Source organism: Streptomyces bicolor (assembly GCF_000719285.1).
Taxonomy (GTDB): Bacteria; Actinomycetota; Actinomycetes; order Streptomycetales; family Streptomycetaceae; genus Streptomyces; species Streptomyces bicolor.
This window is the reverse complement of the sequence record NZ_JOFS01000001.1, coordinates 67,878-94,746: the sequence shown is the minus strand read 5'-3', so window position 1 is coordinate 94,746 and position 26,869 is coordinate 67,878. Positions and strand designations below refer to the sequence as shown.

The following is a 26,869-nucleotide window of genomic DNA, read 5'->3' as shown; positions in this document are numbered from 1 at the left end:
CGTGCTGGACTACGACAAGGAAGCGGAGCGGTACGACGCCTCGCGCGGCGGCGAGCCCAGGGCGGCGGCCGCCGCGGAGGCGGTACTGGGCCTCCTGCCGGACGGGACCCGGCGCCTGCTCGACGTCGCCTGCGGCACCGGCATCGTGACGCGACGGTTCGCCGCCGCACGGGGCGGCCTGTGCGTGACCGGCGTCGACCTCGCCCCCGCCATGGTCCGCCAGGCCGCCGTCCGCCTGCCCGGCGCCGTCGTGCTCGCCGACAGCCGCCGGCTGCCGTTCCCGGTCGGCCGGTTCGACGCCGTCAGCACCGTGTGGCTGCTGCACCTGGCCCGGACGGACGACGACGTGCGGACCACCGTCGGCGAGTGCGCGCGCGTGCTGCGGCCCGGCGGGGTGTACGTCACCACGGTCGACAAGGCCGCCGCCCACAACGTGGGCAGTGACATCGATGCCGTCATGGCCTCCCGCCCGCGCCGCCCGGCCCTGGACCAGGCGGCGCGCGTCGAGTCGTACGCCCTCGACCACGGCCTCGTCCCGGCCGGGCAGTCCAGTTTCACGGGCCACGGTCAGGGCCGCAGTCCCCGCCGCACGGTCGCCGACCTGCGCCGGGGCTGGTTCGTCACCCTGCCGCCAGGTGACCCGCGCGCGGACGGGTTCGCCGCCCGGCTGGCGCGGCTCCCGGACCAGGACCGCCCCCGGCCGGACCCGGTGTTCACGCTCCGGGCGTTCCGCAAGCCCGGGTGAACTCCATGACCCGGTTGGACACCCAGGTCTCCCCGCTCCCAACGGGCCGAGTCGGCCGTGCGCCGGTCAGCGCTATCTCAGCCCGTCTGGGGGTGCCCCCTCTGGGGGAGTTTGAGGACGAGGCCGTTCAGGCCGAAGGGGGTCTGGGGCGCAGCCCCCCAGTGACGGTCACGGCAGCCGACCTCCCCGGCCGGGGAGTCGCCGGGGACATCTGGGCGGGCAACGACGGCGCCGAGGTGTGGGTCCGCCTCCGACTCCTCCGTCCGCGACGAGGCCGGCGCCACCAAGCGCCGCGAGCCGTCCTCCAAACACCGCCTATAACCAGCCCCCGCACCCCAGCTTCTTCATCGGCAACGGCATGGCCACGGCACCCCGGCCGACCGTGTAGACCCCCTGACGCGCCCAAGTCCGCGAGGCAGCCGACTCGTCCAGCTCAGGCACGGACGTCACCGAGGGCCATCAGGTTGCCTCGCGGGTCGAACTTTTTTCGGTGAGCCGTACAACCATGCAGGTTCTCCACGGGTCCTTCACATGCGTACCACCGAAACCTGGGGAGAACATGTTCCACCACACCCGCATTCGCCTCGCCGCCACGGCCGCCGTCGCGGTCGCCGCGATCGGTCTCACCGCCTGTGGCACCGGCTCCGGTGACGAGATCGTCGACAAGCCGAAGGCGAAGGCCTCCGCCACGGCCGGCAGCGGCGACGAGCAGGAGCCCGCCGCCGAGCAGAGCAGTGCCGCGCCCGAGGTCGCCAAGGTCGGCGACACGCTCGCCCTGAAGGGCATGGAGGCGGGCAGCGAACTCGACGCCACCGTCGTCAAGGTCGTCGACAACGCCAAGTCCAGCGACGAGTTCTTCGCCCCCGAAGACGGCAAGCGGTGGATCGGCGTGCAGTTCCAGCTCGTCAACACCGGCACCAAGGTCTACTCCGACGCTCCCGCGAACGGGGCGAAGATAGCCGACGACCAGGGCCAGCAGTTCGGGACCGTCCTCGCCGACATCACGGCCGGCCCGTCGATGTCGACGGACGTCCGGCTGAAGCCCGGCGCGAAGACGCTCGGCTGGGTCGTGTTCGAGGTGCCCAAGGCGTCGAAGGCGGCCACGGTCACGTTCGGGATGGACTCCGGCTTCGCCGAGCAGATCGGCGAGTGGAAGCTCTAGGAGAGCACAGAGGGCGCGTGCCTGCGACGGCACGCGCCCTCGGGCTCAGCTCACGCTCAGCTCACCGTACAGCTCTGGTCACCCACCTTGAACGCGGCCGGCTTGCTGTTCGCCCCCGACCAGCTCCCCGTGAACCCGAGGTTCACGGACGACCCGGCCGCCACGTTCCCGTTCCAGCCCACGTTCTTCGCGGTCACCGCCGATCCCGACTGGGAGTACTCGGCGTTCCACAGCTGCGAGATCCGCTGCCCCTCCGCGAACGACCAGCCGAGCGACCAGCCGCTCCAGGCACTCGAGCCGGTGTTGGACAGCCGCACGTCCGCCTGGAAGCCGCCCGCCCACTGGTTGGTGACCTTGTACGTCACCGCGCAGGCCCCGGTCGGGGTGGGCGTGGGGTCGGTTCCGCCGCCGTCACCCCCACCCGTGTCCGATGTGTCGCCGTAGATGACGCCGCGGCCGTTCGTCGCCACGTACACGCGCCCGTACACCCCTGGGTCACCCGTGATCGCCGCACCCGTCCAACCCCACTGGTGGGCGTCGTCATTGACGCGGGTCCAGGTCGCGCCCTTGTCGGTGGAGCGGAAGATGCCGCGTACGCCGCCGATCTTCGCGCTGGTGTAGAGGGTCTGGTACGACGCCCCCGTCGCCGCCTTGCCGAAGCCGATCGTGTCGGCCTGCTCGACGTTGGAGAGCTTCGTGAAGCTCGCGCCGCCGTCCGTCGAGTGCCACAGACCGTAGGCCCCGTCCGTCGCACCGCCGGCCAGCCACACGTCGCCCTTCACCCCGGGCAGCGCCTTGAAGCGGACACCGTCCCCGCTCGGCAGCCCGGTCGCCGAGGACGCGGTGAAGGTCGCGCCGCCGTCCGTACTGACGTAGAACTTGCCGGACTTGAAGCCGTAGAAGGTCATCGGGTCGACCCGGTCGGACTCCACGATCGCCCCGGCCGGTATCCCGCTCGCCGCAGACCACGAGTTGCCGAAGCCTGTCGCGTACCGCACGCCCGTACCGTCAGGGCTCCATACGAACCGGCTGCCGTCCGACGCCGCCGCGACCGTGCCGCCGCCGCTCACGCCCGAAGGGTCGCTCCCCGCGAACCAGTTGGCGCCGTTGTCCGTCGAGAACGCGATGTGCGGACCGGAGTCGAGATTGCCGACCCGCACGAGAGTGTCGGGGTTGGATTCCGCGTAGTCGAGGCTCGTCGTCGTGGTGAAGTTCGGCTGGGTGAACATCATCGACGGCACCTTGGTGAGGTCCGTGTGCCGGAAGCCGCCGATGTCGCCGAGGGCGCTCAGGAGCGGGGCGCCCGACGGGGGAGAGGCGAGGTCGTTGACCGCCGTCTCCTCCAGGCCCTGCACCATCGGCCTGATGGTGAACTGGCTCCCGCTGTCCCACTTCGTCAGATCCTCGGTGCCGTAGATCGTCGCGCCCGTCCCGTACATCATCCGGTTCGAGTCGAACGGGTCGATCTCCAGCGCCTCGGTCATCCAGCCCAGCTTCGGCGTCTGTTCGGGCGGCGACGGGTTCGCGCCCCAGGTCAGCCACGGCGAGGACGAGACGTCCATCGTGTAGCGGTTGGCCCGGTCGGGATACGACGTGTAGTCCCACGCCTTCGTCCAGGTGCCGCCGCTGTCCGTCGAGCGGAAGATCTGCGTGTCCGGCCACCAGGAGCTGTACGCCGTCGCCATCACCGTGCCGGGCTGCTGCCGGTCGACGGTCAGACCCGCGAAGCCGTAGTAGGTGTCGGCCTCCGCGACCGGGCTGATGTCCGTCCAGGTACCGGTCGCCGTCGCGTACCGCCACAACTGGCCCTTGCCACCGTCGTACGGGCCGCCCTTGTCGCTGTAGGCGAGATAGAGGTAACCGTTCGCCGCGTCGAGGACCCCCTTGTGCGCCAGGTAACCCGTCGGCTGCCCGGCGACCCGCGACCAGGTCGCGCCGGCGTCCGTCGACCGGTACACGGCGTTGTCCTTGTCGGCGACCCCGACGTAGATGGTCTTGGTCGCGTTCCCGGACGTCCCCGTGGACTCGTCGAAGGTGACCCAGACGATGCCCTGGTTGTCGCCGGCGTACCCGCTCGTGTCGCTCGGATCCTGCACGTAGTTGCCGACGTTGGGGAAGTTCGCCACCTGCGACCAGGTCACCCCGGAGTCCGTGGACCGCCACAGCCCCTTGCCGCTGGGCGCGCCCAGATACAGCACGCTGTTCCTGTTCGGGTCGACCGCCAGCCGCTCACCCATGCCACGGCCGGGCATGTTGCCGCCCAGCTTGAACGGCAGATCGGCCTTCTGCCAGCTGGCGCCCCGGTCGGCGGAGCGCATGACGGCGCCGTTCTTCGGGTCCCAGCTGTTGGTGTACGTCCCGACCGCCGCGTACACCTTGTCCGGGTCGACGGAGTCGGACGCCAGGCTCACCACACCCGTGTGCCCCCAGTCGTCCCAGCCGACCGAGTCCAGCAGCGGTGTCCAGGTCTTCGTCGACTGCTGCCAGCGGTAGGCGCCGCCGATGTCGGTGCGGGCGTAGGCGAGGTTCTTCTCCTTGCGGTTGAAGACGATGCCGGGGACGAAACCGCCGCCGTCGATGCGGGCGTTCTTCCAGGTGTAGGTGTCGGCGGCGATCGACACGTCCTTCGCGGCAGGGGCGGCGAGTGCGGGCGGGGCACCGGCGAGCAGCCCGGCCGCGAGGGCCATCGCGGCGGTGAGGATGCGGGTTCTTCGCACGGTGGGGTCCTTCCTGAGAGAGGAACGCGCGACGACCGGGCGGCCCCCAGTGCGGGAGGGGGCCGCCCGGCGGTTCGGCCTCGCCGTCAGGTGACGAGACCACGTACGCGGAGCTTTCAAGCGGTTCCGAGGATCGCCGTGGACGGGAGCGCCCCGTCAGGGGCGCGGGACTGCATCGATTTGCGGCTACCGCCGCGTGGGCGCGACCAGCCACAACGGACCCGCAGCCGAACACGGCCCAACCCGCGGAGCGCTTGGCGGGGACTATTCGAGAAGCTCCGCGTACGAACCCATGGCCAAGGCGATGTCCGCCTGGGCCCAGAACCGGTGATACGTGAACGACGGCGCAGCACCACCCGCGAGATACGCCTCGATCTTCGACCAGGCCGGGTCGGCCTCATAGAACGAGCGGATCGAGTCGAAGGTGGACGACGAGTTGATCGCGTCGCCGTTGGGCATGGTGCCGGTCCACCCGCCCGGCACGTAGATGCCGTCGTCGAACCGGTTGTAGTCGGCCCGAGTCTCCGGCACGGCGATGCCCAGCGCGTCCTGGTGGTTGTTCCACATGCCGTCCAGCAGAGCCTTCGCCGTCGTCGCGGCAGCGCTGTCACCGGAGCGGTCGGCGTAGTACGTCAGGGTCTTGGCGTACGCGGCCGCCACACCGACGTCGTTGGTGTAGTCGGCGACGGTGACGTGAAGTCCGTTGTTCGCGCCCGGACTCGACGGGTTCCAGGTGTCGGGCTGGCCCGACCACTGGAGCGTCGACGGGATCCGGAAGGTGCCGTCCGGGTTGACGGTCGTCTCGGACAGCGCCCAGTCGACCCACTTGTCGAGGACCGCCTTCGCGGCCGCGTTCCCCGTCTGCTGGTAGTACTCGGCCACCCGCTCCATCGACCACGCCTGGAACCCGAACCACTGGTTGGACGGCGGGTCGTGATAGACGGGCTGCTGGTCGTAGTACATGCCGTAGAAGGTCGACTTGCCGGCGGGCGGCGTCGCGTACCGGCCCGCCCAGCTGTTGGTCGCACCGCCCGCGATCGCGCCCTCGCTGGACTGCAGCCAGCGGTAGAACTCGATCTGCCGCTCCAGCGACTTGGCCCAGTCCGCCTGCCCCGTCGCCGACTTGGGCTTCAGGTCGGCGTAGTTGGCGAGGGCGTACGCGGCCATCGGGTTCTGGTAGCCGCCGTGGGCGTGGCTGGATCCGATGCGCCAGGCCCAGCCGGCCGAGGTGTCGGTGGCGCCGCCCCAGGCGTAGTACCAGGACAGCAGGTACATCGAGGCGTCCTTGCCGGTGCCGGCTGGGCAGGACGAGGCGCCCACGCAGTTGCCGATCTTCTTGAAGTACTTGTCGTACATCGCATACCGCAGGTAGTCGCCCATCTTCGCGGCCTTGGCCACGGTCGCGGAGATCTCGCCGCCCTTGCCCTGTTCGTCCGCCCACTTGTCGGCCCAGTACGCGGCCTGCACCGCACGGGCGTCGGCGTCCGGGGCGTTGGTGAACTTCCACTGCTTGGCGTAGGAGGCGTCACCCGTGAACAGGTCCAAGTAGCCGTTCTTGCCGCCGTACTTGAACTGGTCACAGGTCGGCTGCGGCACCGTCTCCCACACCGACTCCTGCGCGCCCCGCTGGAAGGTGTTGATGTACGACGGCCCGGTGTCGGTCGGGCCCGCCTCGCACTTGCCGGGCGAGTTGCCGTAGCCGTAGACGTTGTCGACGTCCTGCAGCCAGTGCATGCCGTAGACATCGTCCGTGCCGTACGCCGACTTCAGCTCACCGGCGATCGGGTCCGAGCCGACCGAGACCGACGAGTCGAGCTTCGCCGGGTACTCGTTCGGGGTGTCCAGCTCGGGCGCGTACGTCGCCGGCTTCGACGCGTTGTAGAAGGAGTTGGTCGGCTGGTCGGCGTGGGTCGGAATCATGTACTTCTCCATGATCTCCCAGGCGCCGTTGAACTTGGACCAGTCGCCCGTGACCTTGCCGTACATCGCCTGCAGCCAGAGAAGGTAGCTGTAAGCCTCCGACGTGGTCTCATGGCCGTGGTCCGGTGCCTCGACGATCAGCGTCTCGACCGAGTGGTAGGGGATGCCCTCGGGTGAGAAGTAGCCGTTCGCCGGGTTGGTGATCTTGCCGTACAGCTCCAGGAAGCGGGCGTCGTACGCCTTCGTCGCCGCGATCTGGGTCGCGGTGACCGTGGCCTTCGCGTGCCCGCCGGCCGTCGACTCGAAGGTCGCCGAGCCGGTGCCGGAGGCGGCGGCGGTGATGGTCACCTTCTGTGCGGTGTTCCAGTTCGAGGGCGTGAAGGTGAGCGAGGCGCCGCCGGTCACCGACAGGCCGGAGTTACCGCTCGCGCGGGCGGTCGTGACGGTCACGTTGGCCGACGGCTGGGTCGACAGCTTGACGTCGTACGTCGCCGTCTTGCCCTGCTGGACCGGGAGTTGGGCCGGCGAGGCCACCACGGCGGGACCCGAGGCGACCGTGATGCCGACCGGCGTGGACTCGGCGGACGCACCCAGGCTGTCGTACGCCTTCGCGAGGAGCGAATGACTGCCCACGGTCAAACTTGAGACCGAGAGCGAGTACGGCGCCGTCGTGTCCGTGCCCAGCAGCGTGGTGTCGTCGTAGAACTCGACCTTGCTGATCGTCGCGTCGTCCGCGGCGGCCGCGGTGGCCGCGAGCGGGACCGCGTCGCCCTGCGAGTAGACAGCGCCCGCCGCCGGGCTGGTCAGCACGGTGATGGGGGGTTGATGGGCGCCCGTGCAGGTGGTGCCGTTGATCGCGAAGTTCGCGGGGGCGGCGTTGCTGCCGCTGTAGGTGAACTGCGCGCCGGTCGTGACCGCGGCCCCGGCGGCGATCCGCCCGTTGTAGCCGGCGTCCTTCACGGTGACCGTCCGGCCGGACTGGGACCAGGTGCCGTTCCAGCCGTTGCTGAGCTTCTGGTTGCCCGCGTAGCTGTACGTCAGGGTCCAGCCGTCGATGACGTCCGCACCGCGGTTGCTGATCGTCAGATCCGCGGTGAAGCCGGAGCCCCAGTCATTGGTCTTGTAGTCGACACTGCACTGAAGTGCCGCCGCCTGAGCGGGAGTCGATCCCGTGCTGAGCATCGTCAGGGGAAGCGCCAGGGCCGCGACGACGGCCGTCCACAACCGTCGTACGGCTCCGCGTCTGCGTGGGGGATGCATGTGCTGGTTCCTCCTTGCGGCTCGGAGAAGTCAAGGCTTGAACCAGTGGGAGCGCTCCCATAGTGGGGACGGGGGTGCAAGGGGTCAAGGTGCTTGAAGAGTCGAAAAGATTCGATGAGTTCAGTTGAGCGAAAGTCAGTAACTCCTCTGTCCTTTACCGTCACTTGGCGCTAGCTTCATGGACACCAGTGGGAGCGATTCCATCAGTCGACGCGTCCGTCCCGGCGGGCTCGAGCTGCGAGGAGTCGCTCAGGCGACACCCCCCGCGTTCAGTACTTTTAGCCGTCGTCGGCACCTCCTCCTTGCCTCTTGCGCGCCCTGCACGGATGGACCGTCAGCACCCGCAACCAAGAAGGAACCGCACTCATGAGTCGTACCAGAACAGCGATGCTCGCCGCCCTGGCGCTGGTCGCCGGTGCCTCGGGGACCGCGCTCGCCGCGACCGTCCCCGCGGACGCCGGCCCGGCGGCAGTCCCCTGCACCGTCGACTACAAGGTGCAGAACCAGTGGGACACCGGCTTCACCGCCGCCGTGACGGTCACCAACAGCGGTGCCGCCAAGTCCAACTGGTCGGTGAAGTGGTCGTACGCCGGAAACCAGAAGGTCACCAGCGGCTGGAACGCGAAGCTCACCCAGAGCGGCGCGGCCGTGACCGCCACCAACGAGACCTACAACGGGACCCTGTCGACCGGCGGTTCGGTCAGCTTCGGCTTCCAGGGCACCTACAGCGGCACCAACGCGATCCCCGCCACCTTCACCCTCGACGGCGTGACCTGCAACGTCGACGACGGCGGTGGCGGCCCCACGGATCCGCCGGACCCCGACCCGACCGGTCCGAAGGCCGACAACCCGTACTCCGGCGCCAAGGTGTACGTGAACCCGGAGTGGTCCGCGAATGCCGCCGCCGAGCCGGGCGGCAGCCGGATCGCCAACCAGCCGACCGGTGTGTGGCTGGACCGGACCGCCGCCATCAACGGCGCTGGCGGCAAGATGGGGCTGCGCGCCCATCTCGACGAGGCCCTGAGGCAGAAGGGCAGCGGCGAGCTGGTCGTCCAGCTGGTGATCTACAACCTGCCCGGCCGCGACTGCTCGGCTCTCGCCTCCAACGGAGAGCTGAAAGCGGACGAGATCGACAAGTACAAGACGCAGTACATCGATCCGATCGCGGCGATCCTCGCCGACCCCAAGTACGCCTCGCTGCGGATCGTCAACACGGTCGAGCTCGACTCCCTGCCGAACCTCATCACCAACGTCACGCCGCGGCCCACCGCCACGCCGAACTGCGACACGATGAAGGCCAACGGCAACTACATCAAGGGCGTCGGCTACGCGCTGAACAAGCTCGGTGACATCGCCAACGTCTACAACTACGTGGACGCCGGGCACCACGGCTGGCTCGGCTGGGACGACAACTTCCCGGCGACCGTCCAGATCATCAAGCAGGCGGCGACCGCCGAGGGCGCGACCGTGGGCGACGTGGCCGGCTTCATCACCAACACGGCCAACTACAGCGCGCTCAAGGAGCAGTACTTCACCGTCAACGACTCCGTGAACGGCAAGTCCGTGCGCGAGTCGAAGTGGGTGGACTGGAACCGGTACGTCGACGAGCTGTCCTACGCCCAGGCCTTCCGCCAGGAGGCCGTGAACCAGGGCTTCCCCTCGGGCGTCGGCATGCTCATCGACACCTCGCGCAACGGCTGGGGCGGCACCGCGCGGCCGACCGGTCCCGGTGCCATGACGGACGTGAACACCTACATCGAGGGCGGTCGTATCGACCGGCGCATCCACGTCGGCAACTGGTGCAACCAGTCGGGAGCCGGCCTCGGTGAGCGGCCGCAGGCCAGCCCGGCGGCCGGGATCGACGCCTATGTGTGGATGAAGCCGCCGGGTGAGTCCGACGGCGCCAGCTCGGAGATCCCGAACGACGAGGGCAAGGGCTTCGACCGGATGTGCGACCCGACGTACACGGGTAACCCGCGCAACAACAACAACATGTCCGGCGCCCTGCCGAACGCTCCGCTGTCCGGGCACTGGTTCTCGGCGCAGTTCCAGCAGCTGATGCAGAACGCGTACCCGCCGTTGTCGTGACGCGGGGACTGCGACTGCGGGCCGTGTGCGGCTGGTCGCGCCCGCGCGGTGGAGCCGCATATGGATACAGCCCCGCGCCCCTATAGGGCGTCGTCGTCCGCCGGGGTTGGTCAGTTCTCCTTGGCCAGGCCCCGGCGGATCGCGAACTCCACCGCTGAGTAGTTGCCGTCGGGGCGCTCCAGCTCCAGCGGCTCCGTCGGGTGCAGCGGCGGCTGCGCCATGAAGCGGGGGCGGATGCCGTGGTTGGGCTGGGCCGCGTGGACCAGGAAGGGGTGGCAGAGGTAGACGTCGCCGGGGCGGCCGGTGGCGTGGGCGAGCGGGCGGTGCGCGGAGGCCTCGGCGACCTTCGGGCCGAGCTCGAGGAAGGAGGCACCGGACTCGCCGTACGGCTCCAGGACCGGCGGTACGTCGAGATGGGAGCCGACCCGGATGCGGGTGGGGGCGTCGTCCTGGGTGACCTCGCTGAACAGGAACAGCATCAACAGCGCACGGTCCTTGGAGCGCAGGTTCGTATGAGGGTGCTCGGCGCCCTCGGGCACGTAACTGCCCTCGATGTGCCAGCCCGCGTCGTCCGGTTCCTCCTCGTGCGGGAACCGCAGCGGGAAGCTGCCCAGCGAGTAGCGCGACTGCCAGCGGTCCTCGCCCACCAGCACATCGAAGGCGTCGTGCAGGACGGGCGTGTTCACGGCGGCCGCGAACGGGCCCTGCGCCATGTCGTACACCCAGTGCACGGGGGCCTTCCAGGTGCCCGGGTCCTGCGGGTCGTACCCCGTCTCCCGCCACAGCAGCCGGGCGCAGTGCTCGGCGACACGTGGCGGAAAGGCGCCCTCGATCCTCACGAACCCGTCCTCGAGGAAGCGCTCCACCATCTCGTCGTCCATCGGGCCATCGTGGGGGACCGGCCATCCGGCCCGCATCCCATTTTCCCGCGGCCTTTTTTGCCGTTGCGGCAATGACAGTGGCCCCTCGGCGGTGCGTCGGCGCACGCTGGCCCCATCCCGAGGAGAGGCTGACTGGCATGGCGCACCACCACCACGCGGACCACCACGGCGGTCACCACCACCACGACCACACCGACATCGACTGGAGCGAGATGGCCCCGCTCCTGGAGGCGCAGGCGGAGCTGTTCACGCCCCTGTACGAGCACGCCCTGGCCTGGCTGGCCAAGCGGCAGACCGAGCCGGGGCTGATCGTCGACGTGGGCAGCGGGCCCGGCGTCTTCGCCTGCCTGCTCGCCGACACCTTCCCCGGCGCCCGGATCGTCGCCGTCGACGGTTCCGGGCCGCTCCTCGAGCGTGCCCGGGCACGGGCCGAGCGGCTCGGGGTCGCGGACCGCTTCGGCACGCTCACCGGCGAACTCCCGGGTGTCCTGGACGACTTGGACTACCCGGCCGACCTGTTGTGGGCCGGCCGCAGCCTGCACCACCTGGGCGACCAGCGCGCCGCCCTCACCGCGTTCGCCGCCCGCCTCACGCACGGCGGCACGCTGGCCCTCCAGGAGGGCGGCCTCCCGGCCCGCTTCCTCCCGCGCGACCTCGGCTTCGGGCGGCCCGGCCTGCAGGCCCGCCTCGACGTCCTGGAGGAGGAGCGGTTCGCCGCGATGCGCGCGGACCTGCCGGGCTCCGTCGCCGAGACCGAGGACTGGCCCGCCCTGCTCACCGCCGCCGGCCTGCGTCCCACCGGCACCCGCACCTTCCTCCTCGACCTGCCCGCCCCGACCACGGACCGCGCCCGCGCCTACGTCGTCGCCTCCCTGACCCGCACCCGTGAGGGCATTGGCGACCACCTCGACGCCGACGACCGCGCGACCCTCGACCGGCTCCTCGACCCGGACGACAAGGCGAGTGTGCACCACCGGCCGGACCTGTTCGTCCTGGCGGCGCAGACGGTGTACACGGCGGTGCGGACGAGGTGACGCCGGTCAGCGCGCCCGTTCGACCGCCGGCCGGTGGCGCGTAGGCCGTTGCGGAGCCCTTGACTTCGAGAGCTCTCCAACTGGTCTACTCCCCCCTGTTCGACACACACAGGGGGTAACCATGACCGACTCTCCGGTCGCACTCATCACCGGCGGCGGCAGCGGAATCGGCGCCGCGGTCGCGAGGCAGCTCCTCGACGCCGGCCACCGGGTCGCCGTGACCGGGCGCGGCAAGGCACGGCTGCGTGGCTTCGCCGAGGAACTCGGGGAACCCGAGGGCCTGTTGACGATCGCCGGGAACACGGCGGACCACGGTGACGTCCAGGCGGCCGTCGACACGACGCTCAAGGCCTTCGGCCGACTGGACACCGTCGTCGCCAACGCCGGTGTCGCCACCCACGACACGGTCGCCGAGGGAGACCCGGCCGGCTGGGCCGAGATGGTGCTCACCAACGTCCTCGGCCCGGCCCTGCTCATCCGCGCCTCCATCGACGCCCTCAGGGAGACCCGCGGCCGGATCGTCCTCGTCGGCAGCGTCGCCGGGTTCGTGCACGGGCCGGGCAATCTCTACGGGGCCACGAAGTGGGCGGTGACCGGGCTCGCCGAGAACACCCGGCGGCAGGTCACCGAGTGGGGCGTCGGCGTGACCCTGGTCGCGCCCGGCCGGGTGGAGACACCGTTCTGGGACGGCTACGGCAGCCTGCCGCCGGGCCGTCTGCTCACCGCCGACCAGATCGCCGACTCGGTCGTGTGGGCTGTCCGGCAGCCCGACGGCGTCGACGTCAACACCGTCGTCGTACGGCCGCTCGGACAACCCAACTGACGTAGCTCCGCGCTCAGTTGTCCTGAACGAACTCCCTCGCCAGTCTCTCGCCCAGCGACACCGCCGCCTCGTGGCTCTCGATGGGCGTGACCTGGGAGTTCCTGAAGAGGATGTACGTCACTCCGGAGCCGGTGCCGCCGGTCGCCGGGTCGGGGTCGATGCCGAGGGCCTCGGCGGCGGCGTACGAGGCCTCGCCGATGACGTTCCCGGGGCCGACGTCGCCCACGACGGCGTACAGGATCTGGTCGTCGTGGATGACGGCGGCCACGCTGCCGCCCGTGATGTCCGCCGCCTTGTAGTCCCACGTGGCGCTGACGCCCGGGACGACGACGTACGGCAGCGTCTCGGACCTCAGCGGCCTGCCGTCGGACTGGTGGAACGCCGTCTCGGCCTGGAACCAGGGGTCGGTGTTCTCGTTGCACATGTCGGTGCGCTGGCCGTCGCAGTCGATGTCCATGTCGGCCTTCCAGAAGACGGCGCCGTGCTTGCCGCACACCGGAACGGTGGCTGCGGCCCGTTCGTCGGTGCGGTACCTGCCGTTCGAGATCTGCGCACAGATCGTCACCTTCGCGAGCAGGTCGGCCGCGCCGACCGGTGCCTCGAGAGGCGGCGGTTGCGGCGTGCCGGACGCCGTCGCGGGGAGCAGTCCGGCGGCGAGTAGAGCGGCGCCGGAGGCCGCGGTCAGGGTTCGTTTTCGGAGATGCACGTGCGATGGGGCCCTTCTCCTCAGGTCTGTCAGGAAGGTTTCCTTACCCGAGCCGGTGCTGATTGCGGCGTCAGGACCCCAGTAGAAGACTGGTCGTGTCAAAGATTTCGGACATTCGCCCGGTTTCTGGAGGTGTCATGTTCGTACGCGCCATTTACGCGACCGGCGATCCCACGAAGATCGACACGGCCATCAGGGCTATGAACACCGAGGGGCGGGACCTGCTGGAGGACCGTCCGGGATACCGCGGAGCGAGTGTCTTCGTGGACCGGACGCTCGGCAAGCTGCTCGCGGCGAGCTGGTGGGAGACGGAGGAGGCCCGGCGCAACAGCGACGAGGTGCTGCGGGAACGGCGGGCGGCGATGCTGGACCCGTTCGCGGGGACCCTGGCCGTCGACAACTACGAGGCACTGGTCTTCCACCAGATCCAGCAGCCGCAGCCGGGCGGCGGACTGCGCCTCACCAGGCTGGAGTTCGACCCCATGGACACCGACCTGCTGGCCGACACGTTCCGGACGACGGTGATTCCCAAGATCGAGACTCTCTCGGGACTGGCCAGGGCGGTCCTTCTGGTCGACCGGGAGCGGGGGCGCGGACTGGTCGGGAACACCTTCGTCGACCAGGCCTCCCTCGCGGCGTCCCGCGCGGGCCAGGCGGCCGCCCGGCACGAGGGAGCGGCCAAGGCGCATGTGACCGTGACCGGGCTGGAGGAGTTCGAGGTGGTCCACACCGACGTACGCGGCGACTGAGGAGAGCCGTACACGTCCGCCCGCCGCTCGGGCAGCCGAGCGGCGGGCGGAGCGTCGTACCGAAGCGGCGTCAGGCCATGTCGAACGCGGCCGGGTCCGGGCCGATGCGCCGGTCCTCGTTCAGGGCGCTGATCGCGGCGAGGTCCTCGTCGTCCAGGCTGAAGTCGAAGACCTCGATGTTCTCCTTGATCCGCGACGGGGTCACGGACTTCGGGATCACGACGTTGCCCAGCTGCAGATGCCAGCGCAGCACGATCTGGGCCGGCGTGCGGCCGTGCTTCTGCGCGATGGCGACGATCGCCGGAACTTCCAGCAGACCCTTGCCCTGGCCGAGCGGCGACCAGGCCTCGGTGGCGATGCCCTGCTCGGCGTGGAAGGCGCGGGAGGCGTGCTGCTGCAGGTGCGGGTGCAGCTCGATCTGGTTGACCGCCGGGATGACCGACGTCTCGCCGATCAGCCGCTCGAGGTGCTCCGGAAGGAAGTTGGAGACACCGATCGCGCGGATCCGGCCGTCCGCGTGGAGCTTCTCGAAGGCCTTGTACGTGTCGACGTAGGTGCCGCGGGCCGGCAGCGGCCAGTGGATGAGGTACAGGTCGAGGTAGTCCAGGCCCAGCTTCTCCATCGACACGTCGAAGGCACGCAGCGTGGAGTCGTACCCCTGGTCGCTGTTCCAGAGCTTGGTGGTGACGAAGATGTCCTCGCGGGGGACGCCGGAGGCGGCGATGGCCTTGCCGGTGCCCTCTTCGTTGCCGTAGATCGCCGCTGTGTCGATGCTGCGGTACCCGGCCTCCAGCGCCGTGGTGACGGCCTGCTCCGCCTCGTCGTCCGGCACCTGCCAGACGCCGAAGCCCAGCTGGGGCATCTCGACGCCGTTGTTGAGGGTGATCGGGGGGACCTTGCTGCTCACGAGCTCTTGATCCTTACGGTTGTCGTCAGGTGGTACTCCCCATCGTCAACGATCACGGGCCGCGATGCATTCCTGACCGGAGAATCCGCCGGGATCGACCTCACGCGCGGTACAGCGCCTCCACCTCGGCCGAGTACGCGTTCTCGATCGCCTTGCGCTTCAGCTTCAGCGAGGGCGTGAGCAGTCCGTGCTCCTCGGTGAACGGCTGGGCGAGGATGCGGAACGTGCGGATCGACTCGGCCTGTGAGACAAGGGTGTTGGCGGCGACCACCGCGCGCCGCACCTCGGTCTCCAGGTCCGCGTCGCGGACCAGCTCCGCCGGTGTCATCGCGGGTTTGTCGCGCATCATCAGCCAGTGCTCGACGGCCTCCTGGTCGAGGGTGACCAGGGCCGCGATGTACGGGCGGTCGTTGCCGACGACGATGCACTGGGCGACCAGCGGATGGTCGCGGACGCGCTCCTCCAGCACTCCCGGCGAGACGCTCTTGCCGCCGGAGGTGACCAGGATCTCCTTCTTGCGGCCGGTGATGGTGAGGTAGCCGTCCTCGTCGAGCGAGCCCAGGTCGCCGGTGGCCAGCCAGCCGTCGTGCAGGGCCTCGTCGGTGGCCTTCTGGTTGTTGAGGTAGCCCTGGAAGATGTTGGCGCCGTGCAGCCAGATCTCACCGTCGTCGGCGATGTGCACGGTCATGCCCGGGATGGGCTGGCCGACGGTGCCGTAACGGGTGCGATAGGGCGGGTTGGCGGTCGCGGCCGCCGTGGACTCGGTGAGGCCGTAGCCCTCGTAGACATGGACGCCCGCGCCCGCGAAGAACAGGCCGAGGCGCCGGTCCATCGCCGAACCACCGGTCATCGCCTGCTTGATACGGCCGCCCATCGCGGCCCGCATCTTGGAGTACACGAGCTTGTCGAAGAGCTGGTGCTGCACCCGCAGCCCCGCCGACGGGCCCGGGCCGATGCCCCACGCCTTGGCCTCCACCGCGTCCGCGTACTTCACGGCGACCTCGACGGCCTTCTCGAAGGCGCCGGCCCTGCCCTCCTTCTCGGCCTTGCGCCGGGCGGCGTTGAAGACCTTCTCGAAGATGTACGGCACGGCCAGGAAGAACGTCGGCTTGAACGCGGCCAGGTCCGGCAGCAGCGCGGCCGCGTTCATCTGCGGCTGGTGGCCGAAGCGCACCTTGCCGCGGATCGCGGCGACCTGCACCATCCGCCCGAAGACATGCGCGAGCGGCAGGAACAGCAGGGTCGCCGCCTCGTCGCCCTTCTTGGAGTGGAACACCGGCTCCCAGCGCTCGATGACCGTGTCGGCCTCGTACATGAAGTTGCCGTGCGAGATGACACAGCCCTTGGGGCGCCCCGTCGTCCCCGACGTGTAGATGATCGTCGCGACGGAGTCGGGGGTGACCGCCTGCCGGTGGCGGTGGACCACGTCGTCGTCGAGGTGGGCGCCGGCGTCGTAGAGCTCCTGCACGGCGCCCGAGTCCAGCTGCCACAGCTGGTGCAGCCGGGGCAGCCGGTCGATGACGGTGGCGATCGTCATCGCGTGGTCCTCGTGCTCGACGACCGCCGCCGAGCACTCGGCGTCGTACAGCGTCCAGAAGCACTGCTCGGCCGAGGACGTGGGGTAGATCGGCACGACCTGGGCGCCGATGGTCCACAGCGCGTAGTCGAAGAGCGTCCACTCGTACCGGGTGCGGGACATGATCGCGACCCGGTCGCCGAACCGGATGCCCCGGGCGAGCAGGCCCTTGGCCAGGGCGAGCACCTCGTCCCGGAACTCGGCGGCGGTGACGTCCCGCCACTGCCCGCCGTCGTCCTTGCGGCCGAGGGCGACATACAGCGGGTCGTCCTGGGCATGCTCGAAAACGACGTCGGCCAGGCCGCCCACGGGCGGCGCCAACGCCAACGGAGGGTTGGTGAACTCGCGCAAACCCCGCTCCCCGCTCCGAATGCCTCGCTGACGCTCCGCTCAGCGCCGTGAAAGCTACCCCACCCGTCGGTGGGGCGGGAGGGGGCCGGAAATCGACGCGTGCTCGGGTACGCACTGGTCAGCGCCGGAAAATGCGCTCACATGGGGAAGGGTCGGACAGAAAACTGACGGTCGAGTAAGTTTCGGGCCCGTAATCTCCACCGAATCTGTACGACCCGATTACGTGGTCCGGGCGCTGTGGATCATGGTAACCGCCGCATGCCGTCGCCTCTTCTGTCAGCGCACGGATGGCTGAATCCGTCACTCCGGTCCTCTGGCGGGCGCGGCGCCTAACGCCGGTGCAAGCGGTCCCCGCCTGCCAGAATCGCCGCCGCCAGCGCGTCCGCCGCGCTCTGGGCCGCCGTCCGGCGTGGGCCGTGGACCAGGACGAAGTCGACGCGGCCGAGTTCGGGCAGGCCCGAGCGCTCGGCTACCCGGACCAGGCCCGGGGGGATCAGGCCCCGTGAGTGGGCCATCACGCCGAGGCCGGCGCGGGCCGCCGCGATCAGGCCGTTCAGGCTGCCGCTCGTGCACACGATCCGCCACTCACGCCCCTGCCGCTCCAGCGCCTCCAGCGCAAGGGCCCGAGTGATCCCGGGCGGCGGATAGACAATCAACGGCACGGGCCGTTCCGCCTCCAGGCGGAGCCTCTCCGCGCCGATCCACACCAACCGGTCGTGCCAGACCAGCTCGCCCCGCGGATCCTCAGGGCGCCGCTTGGCCAGCACCAGGTCCAGCTTCCCGGCGGCCAGCTGCTCGTGCAGCGTGCCGGACAGCTCGACCGTCAGCTCCAGGTCGACCTCGGGGTGGTCGTACCGGAAGCCCTCCAGGATCTCCGGCAGCCGGGTCAGGACGAAGTCCTCGGACGCGCCGAAGCGGAGCCGGCCGCGCAGCCGGGTGCCGGTGAAGAACGCCGTCGCCTGGTCGTGCACCTCCAGGATCCGGCGGGCGAAGCCGAGCATCGCCTCGCCGTCCTCGGTCAGCTCCACGGAGTGCGTGTCCCGGGTGAACAGCGGCCGTCCGGTGGCGTCCTCCAGCCGCCGTACGTGCTGGCTGACGGTCGACTGGCGCAGACCGAGCCGTCGGGCGGCCTGCGTGAAGCTCAGCGTCTGGGCCACCGCCAGGAAGGTGCGCAGATGGGAAGGGGCGTACACGCCTCCAGGCTAGATCCGTTATCGCGGACCGTGATGACAGTCAGAGTGGTATGCCGGATTCCCGATCGCTGATCGTCGGAGGACGATGGAGAGGGCACGTCCGTGCCCGGAACCTCAGGTTCAGTGAAGCGACAGCGAAGTAGTGGAGCACTGTGAAACGCCTGCGATGGCCGCGTTGGATGCCGATCGACCCGTACATCCTGCTGCTGCTCGGGACCGTCGGCCTCGCGGCCCTCCTCCCGGCGCGCGGGACGGCCTCCGACGTGGCGTCCGGTGCCTCCACGGCCGCGATCGCCTTCCTGTTCTTCCTCTACGGCGCCCGGCTGTCCACCCGTGAGGCGCTGGACGGGCTGAAGCACTGGCGGCTCCACGTCACCGTCCTGGCCTGCACCTTCGTCGTCTTCCCGCTACTTGGCCTGGCCGCCCGCGGCCTCGTCCCGGTGTTCCTGACGCACCCGCTCTACCAGGGCCTGCTCTTCCTCACCCTCGTCCCGTCGACGATCCAGTCGTCGATCGCCTTCACCTCGATGGCCCGCGGCAACGTGCCCGCCGCGATCTGCGCGGGCTCCTTCTCCTCGCTGGTGGGCATCGTGGTCACCCCGCTCCTCGCGGCGGCCGTGCTCGGCTCCAGCGCGGGAGGCTTCTCCGCCGACTCGGTCGTCAAGATCGTGCTCCAGCTGCTGGTGCCGTTCGTCGCCGGGCAGGTGCTGCGGCGCTGGATCGGCGGCTTCGTCACCCGGCACAAGAAGGTCCTCGGGCTCGTCGACCGCGGCTCGATCCTGCTCGTCGTCTACACCGCGTTCAGCGAGGGCATGGTCCAGGGCATCTGGCACCAGGTGAGCCCGCTCCGGCTGGCCGGCCTGCTCGCCGTCGAGGCCGTGCTGCTGGCCGTGATGCTCGCCCTGACCTGGTACGGCGCCAAGGCGCTGCGCTTCGGCCGCGAGGACCGCATCGCGATCCAGTTCGCCGGCTCCAAGAAGTCCCTCGCCTCCGGCCTGCCCATGGCGAGCGTCCTGTTCGGCGCGCACGCCTCGCTGGCCGTGCTGCCGCTGATGCTCTTCCACCAGATGCAGCTGATGGTGTGCGCGGTCATCGCCAAGCGGCGCGCCCACGATGCCGAGGCACACGACACCGGCGCCGACGCCTCGGATGCGGTCACCGCGTCGGCGTCACCTTCAGAGTCACGAACCGCGGTCGGTACAGGGACACGTTCCGATTGAGCTGCGCGGCGGCGCCCGCCGTCTCCAGCCAGTTGACGTCGTAGCTCAGCACGAGGCGCCCACCGTCGCTGAGCTCGGGGTGCGTCTGCGGGTTGTAGGCGGCGACCTGGGCGCCCTGCGGCAACGACGGGCTGAAGTTCCTGGCCGGCCCGTGCCACGGGCCGGTCGGGGCGCAGGCCCAGTACGACGTGACGGTCGTCAGCCCCTTGGTCCCGGCGGCCATCGTGAACAGCACATACGTCCCCCGCACCCGCGCCACCGAGAACGCGCTCCCCACCCCCGTGCGCTGCCCGTCCCCGAGCACCGCGCCCGGCCGGGCGCCCGCCCCGGCCCACGTGGAGCCGTTCCAGTACTCCCAGGCACCCGGCTCGGCGAGCCTGCCCTCGGGCACACGCGCGACGTACGCCCGCGAGGCCGGCCGGGACGCGGCCTGGCCGTCGTCGCCGCCGAAGACGTACGTCCAGCCGCCCTCCTCGACCAGCGTCGTACCGAACAGCACCCGCCGGGAGGGATCCGGCACCAGCTGCTGGTCGAGGACCTTCACCACCGACTCGACCCGCAGGTCGGGCAGCGAGAGCGTGGCGACCTCGGTGGCGGTCGGCACACCGTAGATCCAGGGGGCCTGCCCGGCCGTGCGCACCCACAGCAGCACCCGCAGCACCTGCTCCGACGAGCCGGGGGAGCGGGGCTCGACGCGGGCCCCGACCGGCCAGCGCCACTGGTTCGGGGCGGGGTCGGCGAAGAGCGGGGCGGGCAGGGTGCGCTCCAGCCGTCCGTCGCGCATGACGACCGCCGAGTTGCGCACCAGGGGAGCGGTCGTGTCCCGCCAGGCGACGGACTCGCCGAACGGATTGGGCGGCGCGTACACCCGGCCGAGATAGGTGTCCGAGAACAGCCACAGCAGCCGCCCGTCCGGCAGCCGCACGGAGTGCGTGCCGTCGCCGCCCGTCCAGTCGTCGGCGCGTGCGGGGTCGTCGCCGTAGCGGGCGAACTCGGCGTTGAGACCGTCGTCGGCCGACCAGGACGCCACCGAGTGCGGCGCGCACGCGTCACCGCCCTCCCGTTCGCCGTCGTCCGGGAGGGCGGTGAGCAGCACGGCCGCGAGAACCAGGGCCAACAGGAGTCCGAGGCCGGTTCCCGTGCGCTGCCGTGCTCGTGCGTCGTCGGGCACGCCCGTGACGTTAGTGGCCTCAGCGCACCTGGTCCATGGGCAGCCACAGGACGCTGTCGCTCTTCGGCGCGGTCCTACGCGTGGTGGCCGACGCCGCGGCCTGGATCTCGGCGTCGCCCAGTGCCCGGTTCCACACATGGACGTCGTCGATCGCACCGGTGAGGAAGGCCCGGCTGTCCATGCGCTGGCCGACGTGCACGCCGAACGGCGAGTTACGGCTGACCGAGCCGGCCACGTCCGCGGTGCTGATCGCCGTACCGTCGAGGAACAGCGTCAACTTCCTGCCGCCCCGCCGCAGCGCGAGATGGTGCCACTGTCCGTCGTTGCGGGCGCCGTTGAACCACACGGACGCGGTGCGCACGGTCCGGAACCCTTCCCGTGTGGTGATCAGGGCGCGCACCCGGTCGTTGTCGGGCTCCCCACGCATCCATACCTGGGGCTGGGTGGTGCCGATCCCGCCCATCCAGAGGAAGGGCTGCTCGCCGCTGGTGGCCGAGTACCGGAAGAACAGCGAAGCCGTGAAGTCCCCCGTGCCGAGCGGAAGTCGGGAGCGATACGGCAACCGCACCGCGTCGTCCCGGCCGTCGAACTCCAGGGCGTTGCCGAACACGCCGCTCGTCGTGCGCGCGCCGCCGAGCACGGTCGCGCGGGGAGCGCCCGGGACGAGGTCGGCGGTGGTGGGGTCGGGGGCGCGCCGCGGGCCGAGCCAGTCCTGGTCGAACCGGGCGAAGCGGATCTCGTCGCGCGCGTCGACGGCGCCGCCCTCGTACATCAGGCCCACCGTGGACGCGTCGATGCCCACCATGTCCGAGTAGCCCGACCAGTCCGCGGTGACGACCTTGCCGCGGTCCACGCTCTCCCAGGTGGCGCCGCCGTCGTAGGAGGACCGCACCATCATGGTCCGCCGCCGGTCGGGGTCGGCGGGGGCGGACAGCAGCATGCGGTTGCCCATACGCAGCGTGGCGCCCTGGACCTGCGGCGTGTACAGGTCCGGGAGGCCGCGGAAGGGCCCGGTGAAGCTGTCGCCGCCGTCGCGGCTGAACGTCTGGGAGCGGTGGCCGAGATCGGAGCCGTCCTGTTCCCGGCCGCTGATGAGGATCGTGCCGTCCGTGCGCTCGGTGAGGGTCACCTCGGACGGCTTCTGCCGGAAGGTGCCGTCCTCGGCGGCGATGGGCCAGGAGTCGGTGGCGCCGGCCCGCCAGGTGTCGCCGCCGTCGTCGCTGACGATGAGGGCGGCGTGGTTGGCGGTGACCCGACTGCCGTTCCACGTCTCGGTGTTGACGCCGAAGACGAGACGCCCCGCGTGCTTGCCCTTGGTGAGCTGGATGCCGTGCACGGGGCCGGTCGCGTACCAGGAGTTCCAGTCCGCCGGCAGTATCTGGTCGCTCAGATCGCGCGGCGCGGACCAGGTCCGGCCGTCGTCGTCGCTGTACTGGAGATGAGGGGTGCGGTCACACGGCACCGAGCAATTGCCCGCGTCCGTACGGCCCGTGTTGTACGTCTCCGCCAGCAGGATGCGGCCGGTGCGGCGGTCCACGATCGGCGCCGGGTTGCCGTGCGTGTCGCCGCCGCCGTCGTTGACGACCTGGAGCGGGCCCCAGGTGCGGCCGCCGTCCGTCGACCGCTTGAGCACGATGTCGATGTCGGCGGCGTCACCGCAGTTGAGCACCCGCCCCTCGGCGAACGCCAGCAGCGTGCCGTCAGTGCTCTTCACGATGGCCGGGATGCGGAAGCAGGCGTAGCCGGGGTCCTGATCGGCCCTGAAGAGGACCTGCTGCTCGAACAGGGGTGTCCGGCTGGTGGGTTGGGACTGTGCCGGAACTGATGTCGCGGCCGTCGCCGTGGTGGCGACGGCCGCGACAAGGGCAGCTCTGAGACGTGCGCGAACTCTTGACGGCATGGTGCGGCCCGCCCTTCATCGTCTGGTCATGCGTCCAGGCATCTGAACATTCGGACATCCCACGTCCAAAGTGCGCATCACAGACGTTAGTTGGGCCATCGCACACATCACAAGAACCGTGCACGTGTCACGTCACGGATGGAGTACCACTTTCCCTCGGTTGCCCCGCGCCTCGACGGCCGCATGCGCTTCGGCCGCCTCCTCCAGCGCGAACTCGCCGTGCACGGCGGGCTTCACGGCCCCCCTCTGTTGATCCGGATTTCCGGTACTCAGCGCTGACGACGGATAACGTTCCGTCATGACCGCACCACTCGCGCTGGACCCCGCCCGCACCGCCCCTGGAGCCCCGCAAGGGAACGGAAGTTCTGGTGACCTGCGAGGAGTTGGCCGACTCCTTCCGCTCGGCGGGAGCGACCGTCGTCCTGATCTGGGTCGAGCGCCCCGGCGTGCCCGAGCAGCCGCCCGGCAGCGGACTGGCGGCAGGGCTGCTGAAGGACGGCGACATCGAGATCGTGAAGCGCACGATCGGCGGCTTCCAGGGCACCGGCCTGGACGACCGCCTCCGCGAACGAGGCGTCACCACCCTGGTGTTCGGCGGCATCGCCACCAACCAGCCCACACCGACGCCGGGCAAGTGCCCACCAACCGCACTGGTCCGACGACACCGGCCGCGAGAGAGCCGTAGGGGCGCGTCGGTGTCGAGAGGCCGAACGCGCGGAGGCCCGAAGGGCTGAGCACGATCGGCCTCTCGACACCGACATGTGGCGCCCCGAAGGCGACCGAGCCAAACATTCGGCACGCCAGCTGAAAACCAGCCTCACAGGGCCAGGAGCAACAGCGGGGCCCCTGAAACGGCGCAGGGGGCGCTCCCCGCCGATCGGGGCCCCGCCGCCGTGTCGCGGGGAGCCTGTCAGGCCTGGGCGGCCGCGGTCCGCAGGGCCAGCCGGTGTTCGCCCGCGTACACGTTCATGGAGCTGCCCCGCAGGAAGCCCACCAGCGTCAGCCCCGTCTCCGCGGCCAGATCCACCGCCAGTGAGGAGGGCGCCGAGACCGCCGCGAGCACCGGGATCCCCGCCATCACGGCCTTCTGGGCGAGTTCGAAGCTGGCCCGCCCCGACACCAGCAGGATCGTCCGTGACAGTGGCAGGTTGCCCTGCTGCAGGGCGCGGCCGACCAGCTTGTCGACCGCGTTGTGCCGGCCCACGTCCTCCCGTATGTCCAGCAGCTCGCCGTCCTCGGTGAAGAGGGCCGCCGCGTGCAGACCCCCGGTCCGGTCGAAGACCCGCTGGGCCGCGCGCAGCCGGTCGGGGAGGCTCGCGAGCAGGTCGGGGTGGAGCCGGACCGGGGTGCCCTCACCGTCGTCGATGGGCCAGCGGGCCGTCGTACGAACGGCGTCCAGCGACGCTTTGCCGCACAGCCCGCACGACGACGTCGTGTACACGTTGCGTTCGAGTGTGATGTCCGGGATCACCACGCCGGCCGTCGTCCTCACGTCCACCACGTTGTAGGTGTTCGAGCCGTCCGCCGTGGCGCCCGCGCAGTACACGATGTTCTGCAGATCGCTCTGCTCCCCGAGCACCCCCTCGCTCACCAGGAACCCGGCGGCCAGCGCGAAGTCGTCCCCCGGTGTACGCATGGTGATCGCCAGCGGCTTGCCGTTGAGCCGGATCTCCAGCGGTTCCTCGGCGACGAGCGTGTCGGGCCGGGTGGAGACCGCGCCGTCCCGGATGCGGATCACCTTGCGTCGTTCCGTGACTCGTCCCATGTCGTGTCTCAGTCCCGGTTCTGTACGTGCTGGTAGCCGAAGCGGCCCTTGATGCAGAGGTTGCCGTGGGTCACCGGGTTGTCGTGCGGCGAGGTGACCTTGACAATCTCATTGTCCTGCACGTGGAGCGTGAGGTTGCAGCCCACTCCGCAGTACGCGCACACGGTCGTCGTCTCGGTCTGCTTGGTCTCGTCCCACGTACCCGCCGCCCGCATGTCGAACTCGGACTTGAACGACAGGGCCCCCGTCGGACACACCTCGATGCAGTTCCCGCAGTACACGCACGCCGAATCGGTCAGCGGGGCGTCATGCTCCACCGCGATCCGGGCGTCGAACCCCCGCCCGGCCACGGAGATCGCGAAGGTGTTCTGCCACTGGTCGCCGCACGCGTCCACGCACTTGTAGCAGAGGATGCACTTGTCGTAGTCCCGCACATACAGCTCGTTGTCGACCTTCGGCTCCTCGCCCAGCCGGGCCGCGTCCGGGCCGAAGCGGTCCGGTTTCGCCTTGTATTCCTTGATCCAGCCGGCGACCTGCGCAGTGGTGGACAGATCCACCGACGAGGCGAGCAGCTCGAGGACGATCTTGCGGCTGTGCCGGGCCCGTTCGGTGCCGGTTCGGACCTCCATGCCGGGCTCGGCCTTCCGTGAGCAGGCCGGGACCAGGGTCCTGGATCCCTCGACCTCCACGACGCACACGCGGCAGGCGTTCTTCGGCCTGAGCGTGTCGCCCTCGCACAGGGTCGGTACGTCCTTCCCGGCCGCCCGGCAGGCGTCCAGGATCGTCGAGCCCTCGGGCACCCTGGCCTCCTGCCCGTCGATCGTGAACTCCACCAGCCGGCGCGGCACACCCAGTGGTATCGCGGTCATTCGTACGCCCCCAGACGGTCAATGGCGGATTCCACAGCGTTCCACGCGGTCTGTCCCAGACCGCAGATCGAGGCGTCCCGCATCGCGCGGCCGACCTCCCTGAGCAGGGCGATGTCATCGGCGGCGGCCGCACCCGTGCGGTCCACGATCCGGTGCAGCGCCTCCTCCTGCCGTACGGTCCCGACCCGGCAGGGCACACACTGCCCGCACGACTCGTCGCGGAAGAACTCGGCGATGCGCAGCAGCAGCCGGGGCAGCGGGACGGTGTCGTCGAAGGCCATGACCACACCCGACCCGAGCGTCGTGCCCGCCTCCCGCGTGCCCTCGAAGGTGAGCGGGATGTCCGTCTCCTCCGGTCGTACGAAGCCGCCCGCCGCGCCGCCCAGCAGCACCGCCCGCAGCCTCTCCCGCACCCCGGCCAGCTCGAGCAGCTCACCGAGCGTCGCGCCGAACGGCAGCTCGTAGATCCCGGGCCGTGCCACACTCCCGGACACACAGAACAGCTTCGGACCGGTGGACTTCGCCGTGCCGATCGCCGCGTACGCCGGTGCGCCCATGGTCAGGACTGGCAGCACGTTGACCAGCGTCTCCACGTTGTTCTCGACGGTCGGCTTGCCGAACAGGCCCTTCTCCACCGGGAACGGCGGCTTCGAGCGCGGCTCGCCGCGATACCCCTCGATGGAGTTGAAGAGCGCCGTCTCCTCACCGCAGATGTACGCCCCCGCCCCTCGCCTGATCTCGATGTCGAAGGCGTATCCCTGCCCGAGTACGTCGTCCCCGAGCAGCCCACGCGCGCGTGCCTGTGCGATGGCGTGTTCCAGGCGCCGCAGCGCGCGCGGGTACTCACCGCGGAGATAGAGGTAGCCCTTGTGGGCGCCGGTCGCGTACGCCGCGATCGTCATCGCCTCGACCAGCGCGTACGGGTCGCCCTCCATGATCACGCGGTCCTTGAAGGTGCCCGGCTCCGATTCGTCGGCGTTGCACACGAGGTAGTGCGGATGGTCGGGCTGCGACGCCGTGGCCTGCCATTTACGGCCGGTGGGGAAGGCGGCGCCGCCACGCCCGACCAGGCCGGAGTCGGTGACCTCGCGGATGACGCCGGCGGGACCGAGCTCGAAGGCCCGGCGCAGTGCGGTGTAGCCGCCGTGGGCGCGGTAGTCGTCGAGCGACGCGGGGTCGACGACTCCGACACGCCGGAGCAGGGTCAATGAGGGATCTCCGGCCTGAGGCACCGCCATCGCCGCCGGCGGCTCCTGCGGCGCCGCGTCCGGAGCGCTCGCGGCGAGGACCGCGCCGTGCACGGTCGCCGGCGCCGAGACCGCCGTACGCACCGGATCCCCGGCCTTGATCGCGAGCGCCGCCGGAGCCCGTTCGCACAGCCCCAGACACGGACTGCGCTCCACGCTCACCCCGCTCCCCAGTCCGAGCCGCGCCTCGATCCCGGCGCACAACTCGCTCGCCCCGGCCGTAGCGCACGCGAGGTCCGTGCACACGTGGAGCACGGTGGCCGGCCGGGGCTTGACCGAGAACATGGCGTAGAAGGTGGCGACGCCGTACGCCTCCGCAGGCGGCACCGTCAGCCGCCGGCACAGGTAGTCGAGAGCGCCCTCGCTGATCCAGCCGATCCGGTCGTTGATGGCGTGCAGCCCCGGCAACAGCAGGTCGCGGCGGTCCCGGGCCGCGCGTCCGCCACGCGCCCACCTAAGGTCGGCGGCCCGCATCTCATCGCGGGCGGCGCCCTCCCACGAGGACTCCGGAGGGCCCAGCAGTGCGTCCACGGCCGCCCGTTCGTCGTCCGTCGGTTTGCTGTCGCCGAAGTGCAGGTCCACTTA

General features: G+C 70.3%; 21 protein-coding genes and 1 pseudogene. 9 read left to right on the top strand and 13 right to left on the bottom strand.

Annotated elements, in window-relative coordinates; genetic code table 11:
* Nucleotide 1 precedes the first annotated feature (1 nt).
* The 3 genes and pseudogenes from IF78_RS0100390 to IF78_RS0100380 all read left to right on the top strand — a co-directional run bounded on the left by IF78_RS0100390 (nt 2) and on the right by IF78_RS0100380 (nt 1,907).
* A complete protein-coding gene (locus tag IF78_RS0100390) occupies nt 2–745 on the top strand; it encodes a class I SAM-dependent methyltransferase (protein ID WP_031475884.1) in 744 nt (247 codons plus the stop codon).
* A gap of 188 nt (nt 746–933) precedes the next feature.
* Nucleotides 934–1,133, top strand: a pseudogene (locus IF78_RS49350) (rhamnogalacturonan lyase family protein); the annotation flags it as partial.
* 171 nt (nt 1,134–1,304) lie between these two features.
* Nucleotides 1,305–1,907 (top strand): DUF4352 domain-containing protein, encoded by a 603-nt coding sequence (locus tag IF78_RS0100380; RefSeq protein WP_031475888.1) that lies wholly within the window; start codon nt 1,305–1,307, stop codon nt 1,905–1,907.
* A 56-nt stretch (nt 1,908–1,963) separates the two neighbouring features.
* Here IF78_RS0100380 and IF78_RS0100375 read toward each other — a convergent pair whose 3' ends face one another.
* Entirely contained in the window at nt 1,964–4,624 is a 2,661-nt protein-coding gene (locus IF78_RS0100375) for a cellulose binding domain-containing protein (RefSeq protein WP_031475890.1), read from the bottom strand.
* Between the two features lie 264 nt (nt 4,625–4,888).
* Nucleotides 4,889–7,804 (bottom strand): glycoside hydrolase family 48 protein, encoded by a 2,916-nt coding sequence (locus IF78_RS0100370; RefSeq protein ID WP_031475892.1) that lies wholly within the window; start codon nt 7,802–7,804, stop codon nt 4,889–4,891.
* Between the two features lie 366 nt (nt 7,805–8,170).
* Here IF78_RS0100370 and IF78_RS0100365 point away from each other — a divergent pair, with 366 nt between their 5' ends.
* The gene (locus tag IF78_RS0100365; RefSeq protein WP_031475893.1) at nt 8,171–9,892 is read left to right on the top strand and encodes a glycoside hydrolase family 6 protein; all 1,722 of its coding nucleotides are present in this window, start codon (nt 8,171–8,173) and stop codon (nt 9,890–9,892) included.
* A 110-nt stretch (nt 9,893–10,002) separates the two neighbouring features.
* Here the strand turns inward: IF78_RS0100365 and IF78_RS0100360 are convergent, their stop codons facing one another.
* Nucleotides 10,003–10,773 (bottom strand): phytanoyl-CoA dioxygenase family protein, encoded by a 771-nt coding sequence (locus IF78_RS0100360; RefSeq protein ID WP_234439686.1) that lies wholly within the window; start codon nt 10,771–10,773, stop codon nt 10,003–10,005.
* Between the two features lie 137 nt (nt 10,774–10,910).
* Here IF78_RS0100360 and IF78_RS0100355 point away from each other — a divergent pair, with 137 nt between their 5' ends.
* Nucleotides 10,911–11,807 carry a class I SAM-dependent methyltransferase gene (locus tag IF78_RS0100355; RefSeq protein ID WP_031475895.1) on the top strand — a complete coding sequence of 299 codons (897 nt, stop codon included), beginning with the start codon at nt 10,911–10,913 and terminating at the stop codon, nt 11,805–11,807.
* A gap of 121 nt (nt 11,808–11,928) precedes the next feature.
* Nucleotides 11,929–12,630, top strand: coding sequence for an SDR family oxidoreductase (locus IF78_RS0100350; RefSeq protein WP_031475897.1), 702 nt, complete (start codon nt 11,929–11,931; stop codon nt 12,628–12,630).
* Between the two features lie 13 nt (nt 12,631–12,643).
* Here IF78_RS0100350 and IF78_RS0100345 read toward each other — a convergent pair whose 3' ends face one another.
* Nucleotides 12,644–13,336: a glycoside hydrolase family 75 protein gene (locus tag IF78_RS0100345; RefSeq protein WP_031475899.1), complete on the bottom strand. Its 693-nt coding sequence runs from the start codon at nt 13,334–13,336 to the stop codon at nt 12,644–12,646.
* A 137-nt stretch (nt 13,337–13,473) separates the two neighbouring features.
* Between IF78_RS0100345 and IF78_RS0100340 the strand changes: the two genes are divergently transcribed.
* Nucleotides 13,474–14,085, top strand: coding sequence for a hypothetical protein (locus tag IF78_RS0100340; RefSeq protein ID WP_031475901.1), 612 nt, complete (start codon nt 13,474–13,476; stop codon nt 14,083–14,085).
* A gap of 70 nt (nt 14,086–14,155) precedes the next feature.
* Here the strand turns inward: IF78_RS0100340 and IF78_RS0100335 are convergent, their stop codons facing one another.
* The 3 genes from IF78_RS0100335 to IF78_RS0100325 form a co-directional block, all read right to left on the bottom strand.
* Nucleotides 14,156–14,992 carry an aldo/keto reductase gene (locus IF78_RS0100335; RefSeq protein WP_031475903.1) on the bottom strand — a complete coding sequence of 279 codons (837 nt, stop codon included), beginning with the start codon at nt 14,990–14,992 and terminating at the stop codon, nt 14,156–14,158.
* A gap of 100 nt (nt 14,993–15,092) precedes the next feature.
* Complete coding sequence (locus IF78_RS0100330) at nt 15,093–16,919, bottom strand: AMP-dependent synthetase/ligase (RefSeq protein ID WP_031475904.1); 1,827 nt, start codon at nt 16,917–16,919, stop codon at nt 15,093–15,095.
* Between the two features lie 329 nt (nt 16,920–17,248).
* Complete coding sequence (locus IF78_RS0100325; protein WP_031475905.1) at nt 17,249–18,112, bottom strand: LysR substrate-binding domain-containing protein; 864 nt, start codon at nt 18,110–18,112, stop codon at nt 17,249–17,251.
* A gap of 179 nt (nt 18,113–18,291) precedes the next feature.
* Here IF78_RS0100325 and IF78_RS0100320 point away from each other — a divergent pair, with 179 nt between their 5' ends.
* Nucleotides 18,292–19,332: a bile acid:sodium symporter family protein gene (locus IF78_RS0100320; protein ID WP_031475906.1), complete on the top strand. Its 1,041-nt coding sequence runs from the start codon at nt 18,292–18,294 to the stop codon at nt 19,330–19,332.
* On the opposite strand, the gene IF78_RS0100315 is transcribed toward IF78_RS0100320, so the two are convergent.
* From IF78_RS0100315 to IF78_RS45535, 3 genes are all read right to left on the bottom strand, one after another.
* On the bottom strand, nt 19,268–20,503 hold the full coding sequence (locus IF78_RS0100315) for a DUF4185 domain-containing protein (RefSeq protein ID WP_031475908.1): 1,236 nt from the start codon (nt 20,501–20,503) through the stop codon (nt 19,268–19,270). The two genes, IF78_RS0100320 and IF78_RS0100315, sit on opposite strands and share 65 nt — an antisense overlap.
* A gap of 19 nt (nt 20,504–20,522) precedes the next feature.
* Nucleotides 20,523–22,403: a sialidase family protein gene (locus IF78_RS0100310; protein WP_031475910.1), complete on the bottom strand. Its 1,881-nt coding sequence runs from the start codon at nt 22,401–22,403 to the stop codon at nt 20,523–20,525.
* Between the two features lie 132 nt (nt 22,404–22,535).
* Nucleotides 22,536–22,703, bottom strand: coding sequence for a zinc-binding dehydrogenase (locus tag IF78_RS45535; protein WP_078662256.1), 168 nt, complete (start codon nt 22,701–22,703; stop codon nt 22,536–22,538).
* 68 nt (nt 22,704–22,771) lie between these two features.
* On the opposite strand from IF78_RS45535, the gene IF78_RS43190 reads away from it, so the two are divergent.
* On the top strand, nt 22,772–23,137 hold the full coding sequence (locus IF78_RS43190; protein WP_425314585.1) for a cysteine hydrolase family protein: 366 nt from the start codon (nt 22,772–22,774) through the stop codon (nt 23,135–23,137).
* A 176-nt stretch (nt 23,138–23,313) separates the two neighbouring features.
* Here the strand turns inward: IF78_RS43190 and fdhD are convergent, their stop codons facing one another.
* The 3 genes from fdhD to IF78_RS0100285 are packed head-to-tail and all read right to left on the bottom strand — an operon-like array spanning nt 23,314 to nt 26,866.
* A complete protein-coding gene (fdhD, locus tag IF78_RS0100295; protein WP_031475912.1) occupies nt 23,314–24,168 on the bottom strand; it encodes a formate dehydrogenase accessory sulfurtransferase FdhD in 855 nt (284 codons plus the stop codon).
* Nucleotides 24,169–24,176: 8 nt separating this feature from the next.
* Nucleotides 24,177–25,037 carry a 2Fe-2S iron-sulfur cluster-binding protein gene (locus IF78_RS0100290; RefSeq protein ID WP_031475914.1) on the bottom strand — a complete coding sequence of 287 codons (861 nt, stop codon included), beginning with the start codon at nt 25,035–25,037 and terminating at the stop codon, nt 24,177–24,179.
* Nucleotides 25,034–26,866 (bottom strand): NAD(P)H-dependent oxidoreductase subunit E, encoded by a 1,833-nt coding sequence (locus tag IF78_RS0100285; RefSeq protein ID WP_031475916.1) that lies wholly within the window; start codon nt 26,864–26,866, stop codon nt 25,034–25,036. The genes IF78_RS0100290 and IF78_RS0100285 overlap by 4 nt, the downstream gene beginning before the upstream one ends.
* Between the last annotated feature and the right edge of the window lie 3 nt (nt 26,867–26,869).

Bases quoted from the DNA above. Each gene is read 5' to 3' on its own strand.
- IF78_RS0100380 (WP_031475888.1), top strand. From the start codon at position 1,305: ATGTTCCACCACACCCGCATTCGCCTCGCCGCCACGGCCGCCGTCGCG.
- IF78_RS0100370 (WP_031475892.1), bottom strand. From the start codon at position 7,804: ATGCATCCCCCACGCAGACGCGGAGCCGTACGACGGTTGTGGACGGCC.
- IF78_RS0100365 (WP_031475893.1), top strand. From the start codon at position 8,171: ATGAGTCGTACCAGAACAGCGATGCTCGCCGCCCTGGCGCTGGTCGCC.
- IF78_RS0100360 (WP_234439686.1), bottom strand. From the start codon at position 10,773: ATGGACGACGAGATGGTGGAGCGCTTCCTCGAGGACGGGTTCGTGAGG.
- IF78_RS0100355 (WP_031475895.1), top strand. From the start codon at position 10,911: ATGGCGCACCACCACCACGCGGACCACCACGGCGGTCACCACCACCAC.
- IF78_RS0100350 (WP_031475897.1), top strand. From the start codon at position 11,929: ATGACCGACTCTCCGGTCGCACTCATCACCGGCGGCGGCAGCGGAATC.
- IF78_RS0100340 (WP_031475901.1), top strand. From the start codon at position 13,474: ATGTTCGTACGCGCCATTTACGCGACCGGCGATCCCACGAAGATCGAC.
- IF78_RS0100320 (WP_031475906.1), top strand. From the start codon at position 18,292: ATGCCGATCGACCCGTACATCCTGCTGCTGCTCGGGACCGTCGGCCTC.
- IF78_RS0100310 (WP_031475910.1), bottom strand. From the start codon at position 22,403: ATGCCGTCAAGAGTTCGCGCACGTCTCAGAGCTGCCCTTGTCGCGGCC.
- IF78_RS45535 (WP_078662256.1), bottom strand. From the start codon at position 22,703: ATGACGGAACGTTATCCGTCGTCAGCGCTGAGTACCGGAAATCCGGAT.
- fdhD (WP_031475912.1), bottom strand. From the start codon at position 24,168: ATGGGACGAGTCACGGAACGACGCAAGGTGATCCGCATCCGGGACGGC.
- IF78_RS0100290 (WP_031475914.1), bottom strand. From the start codon at position 25,037: ATGACCGCGATACCACTGGGTGTGCCGCGCCGGCTGGTGGAGTTCACG.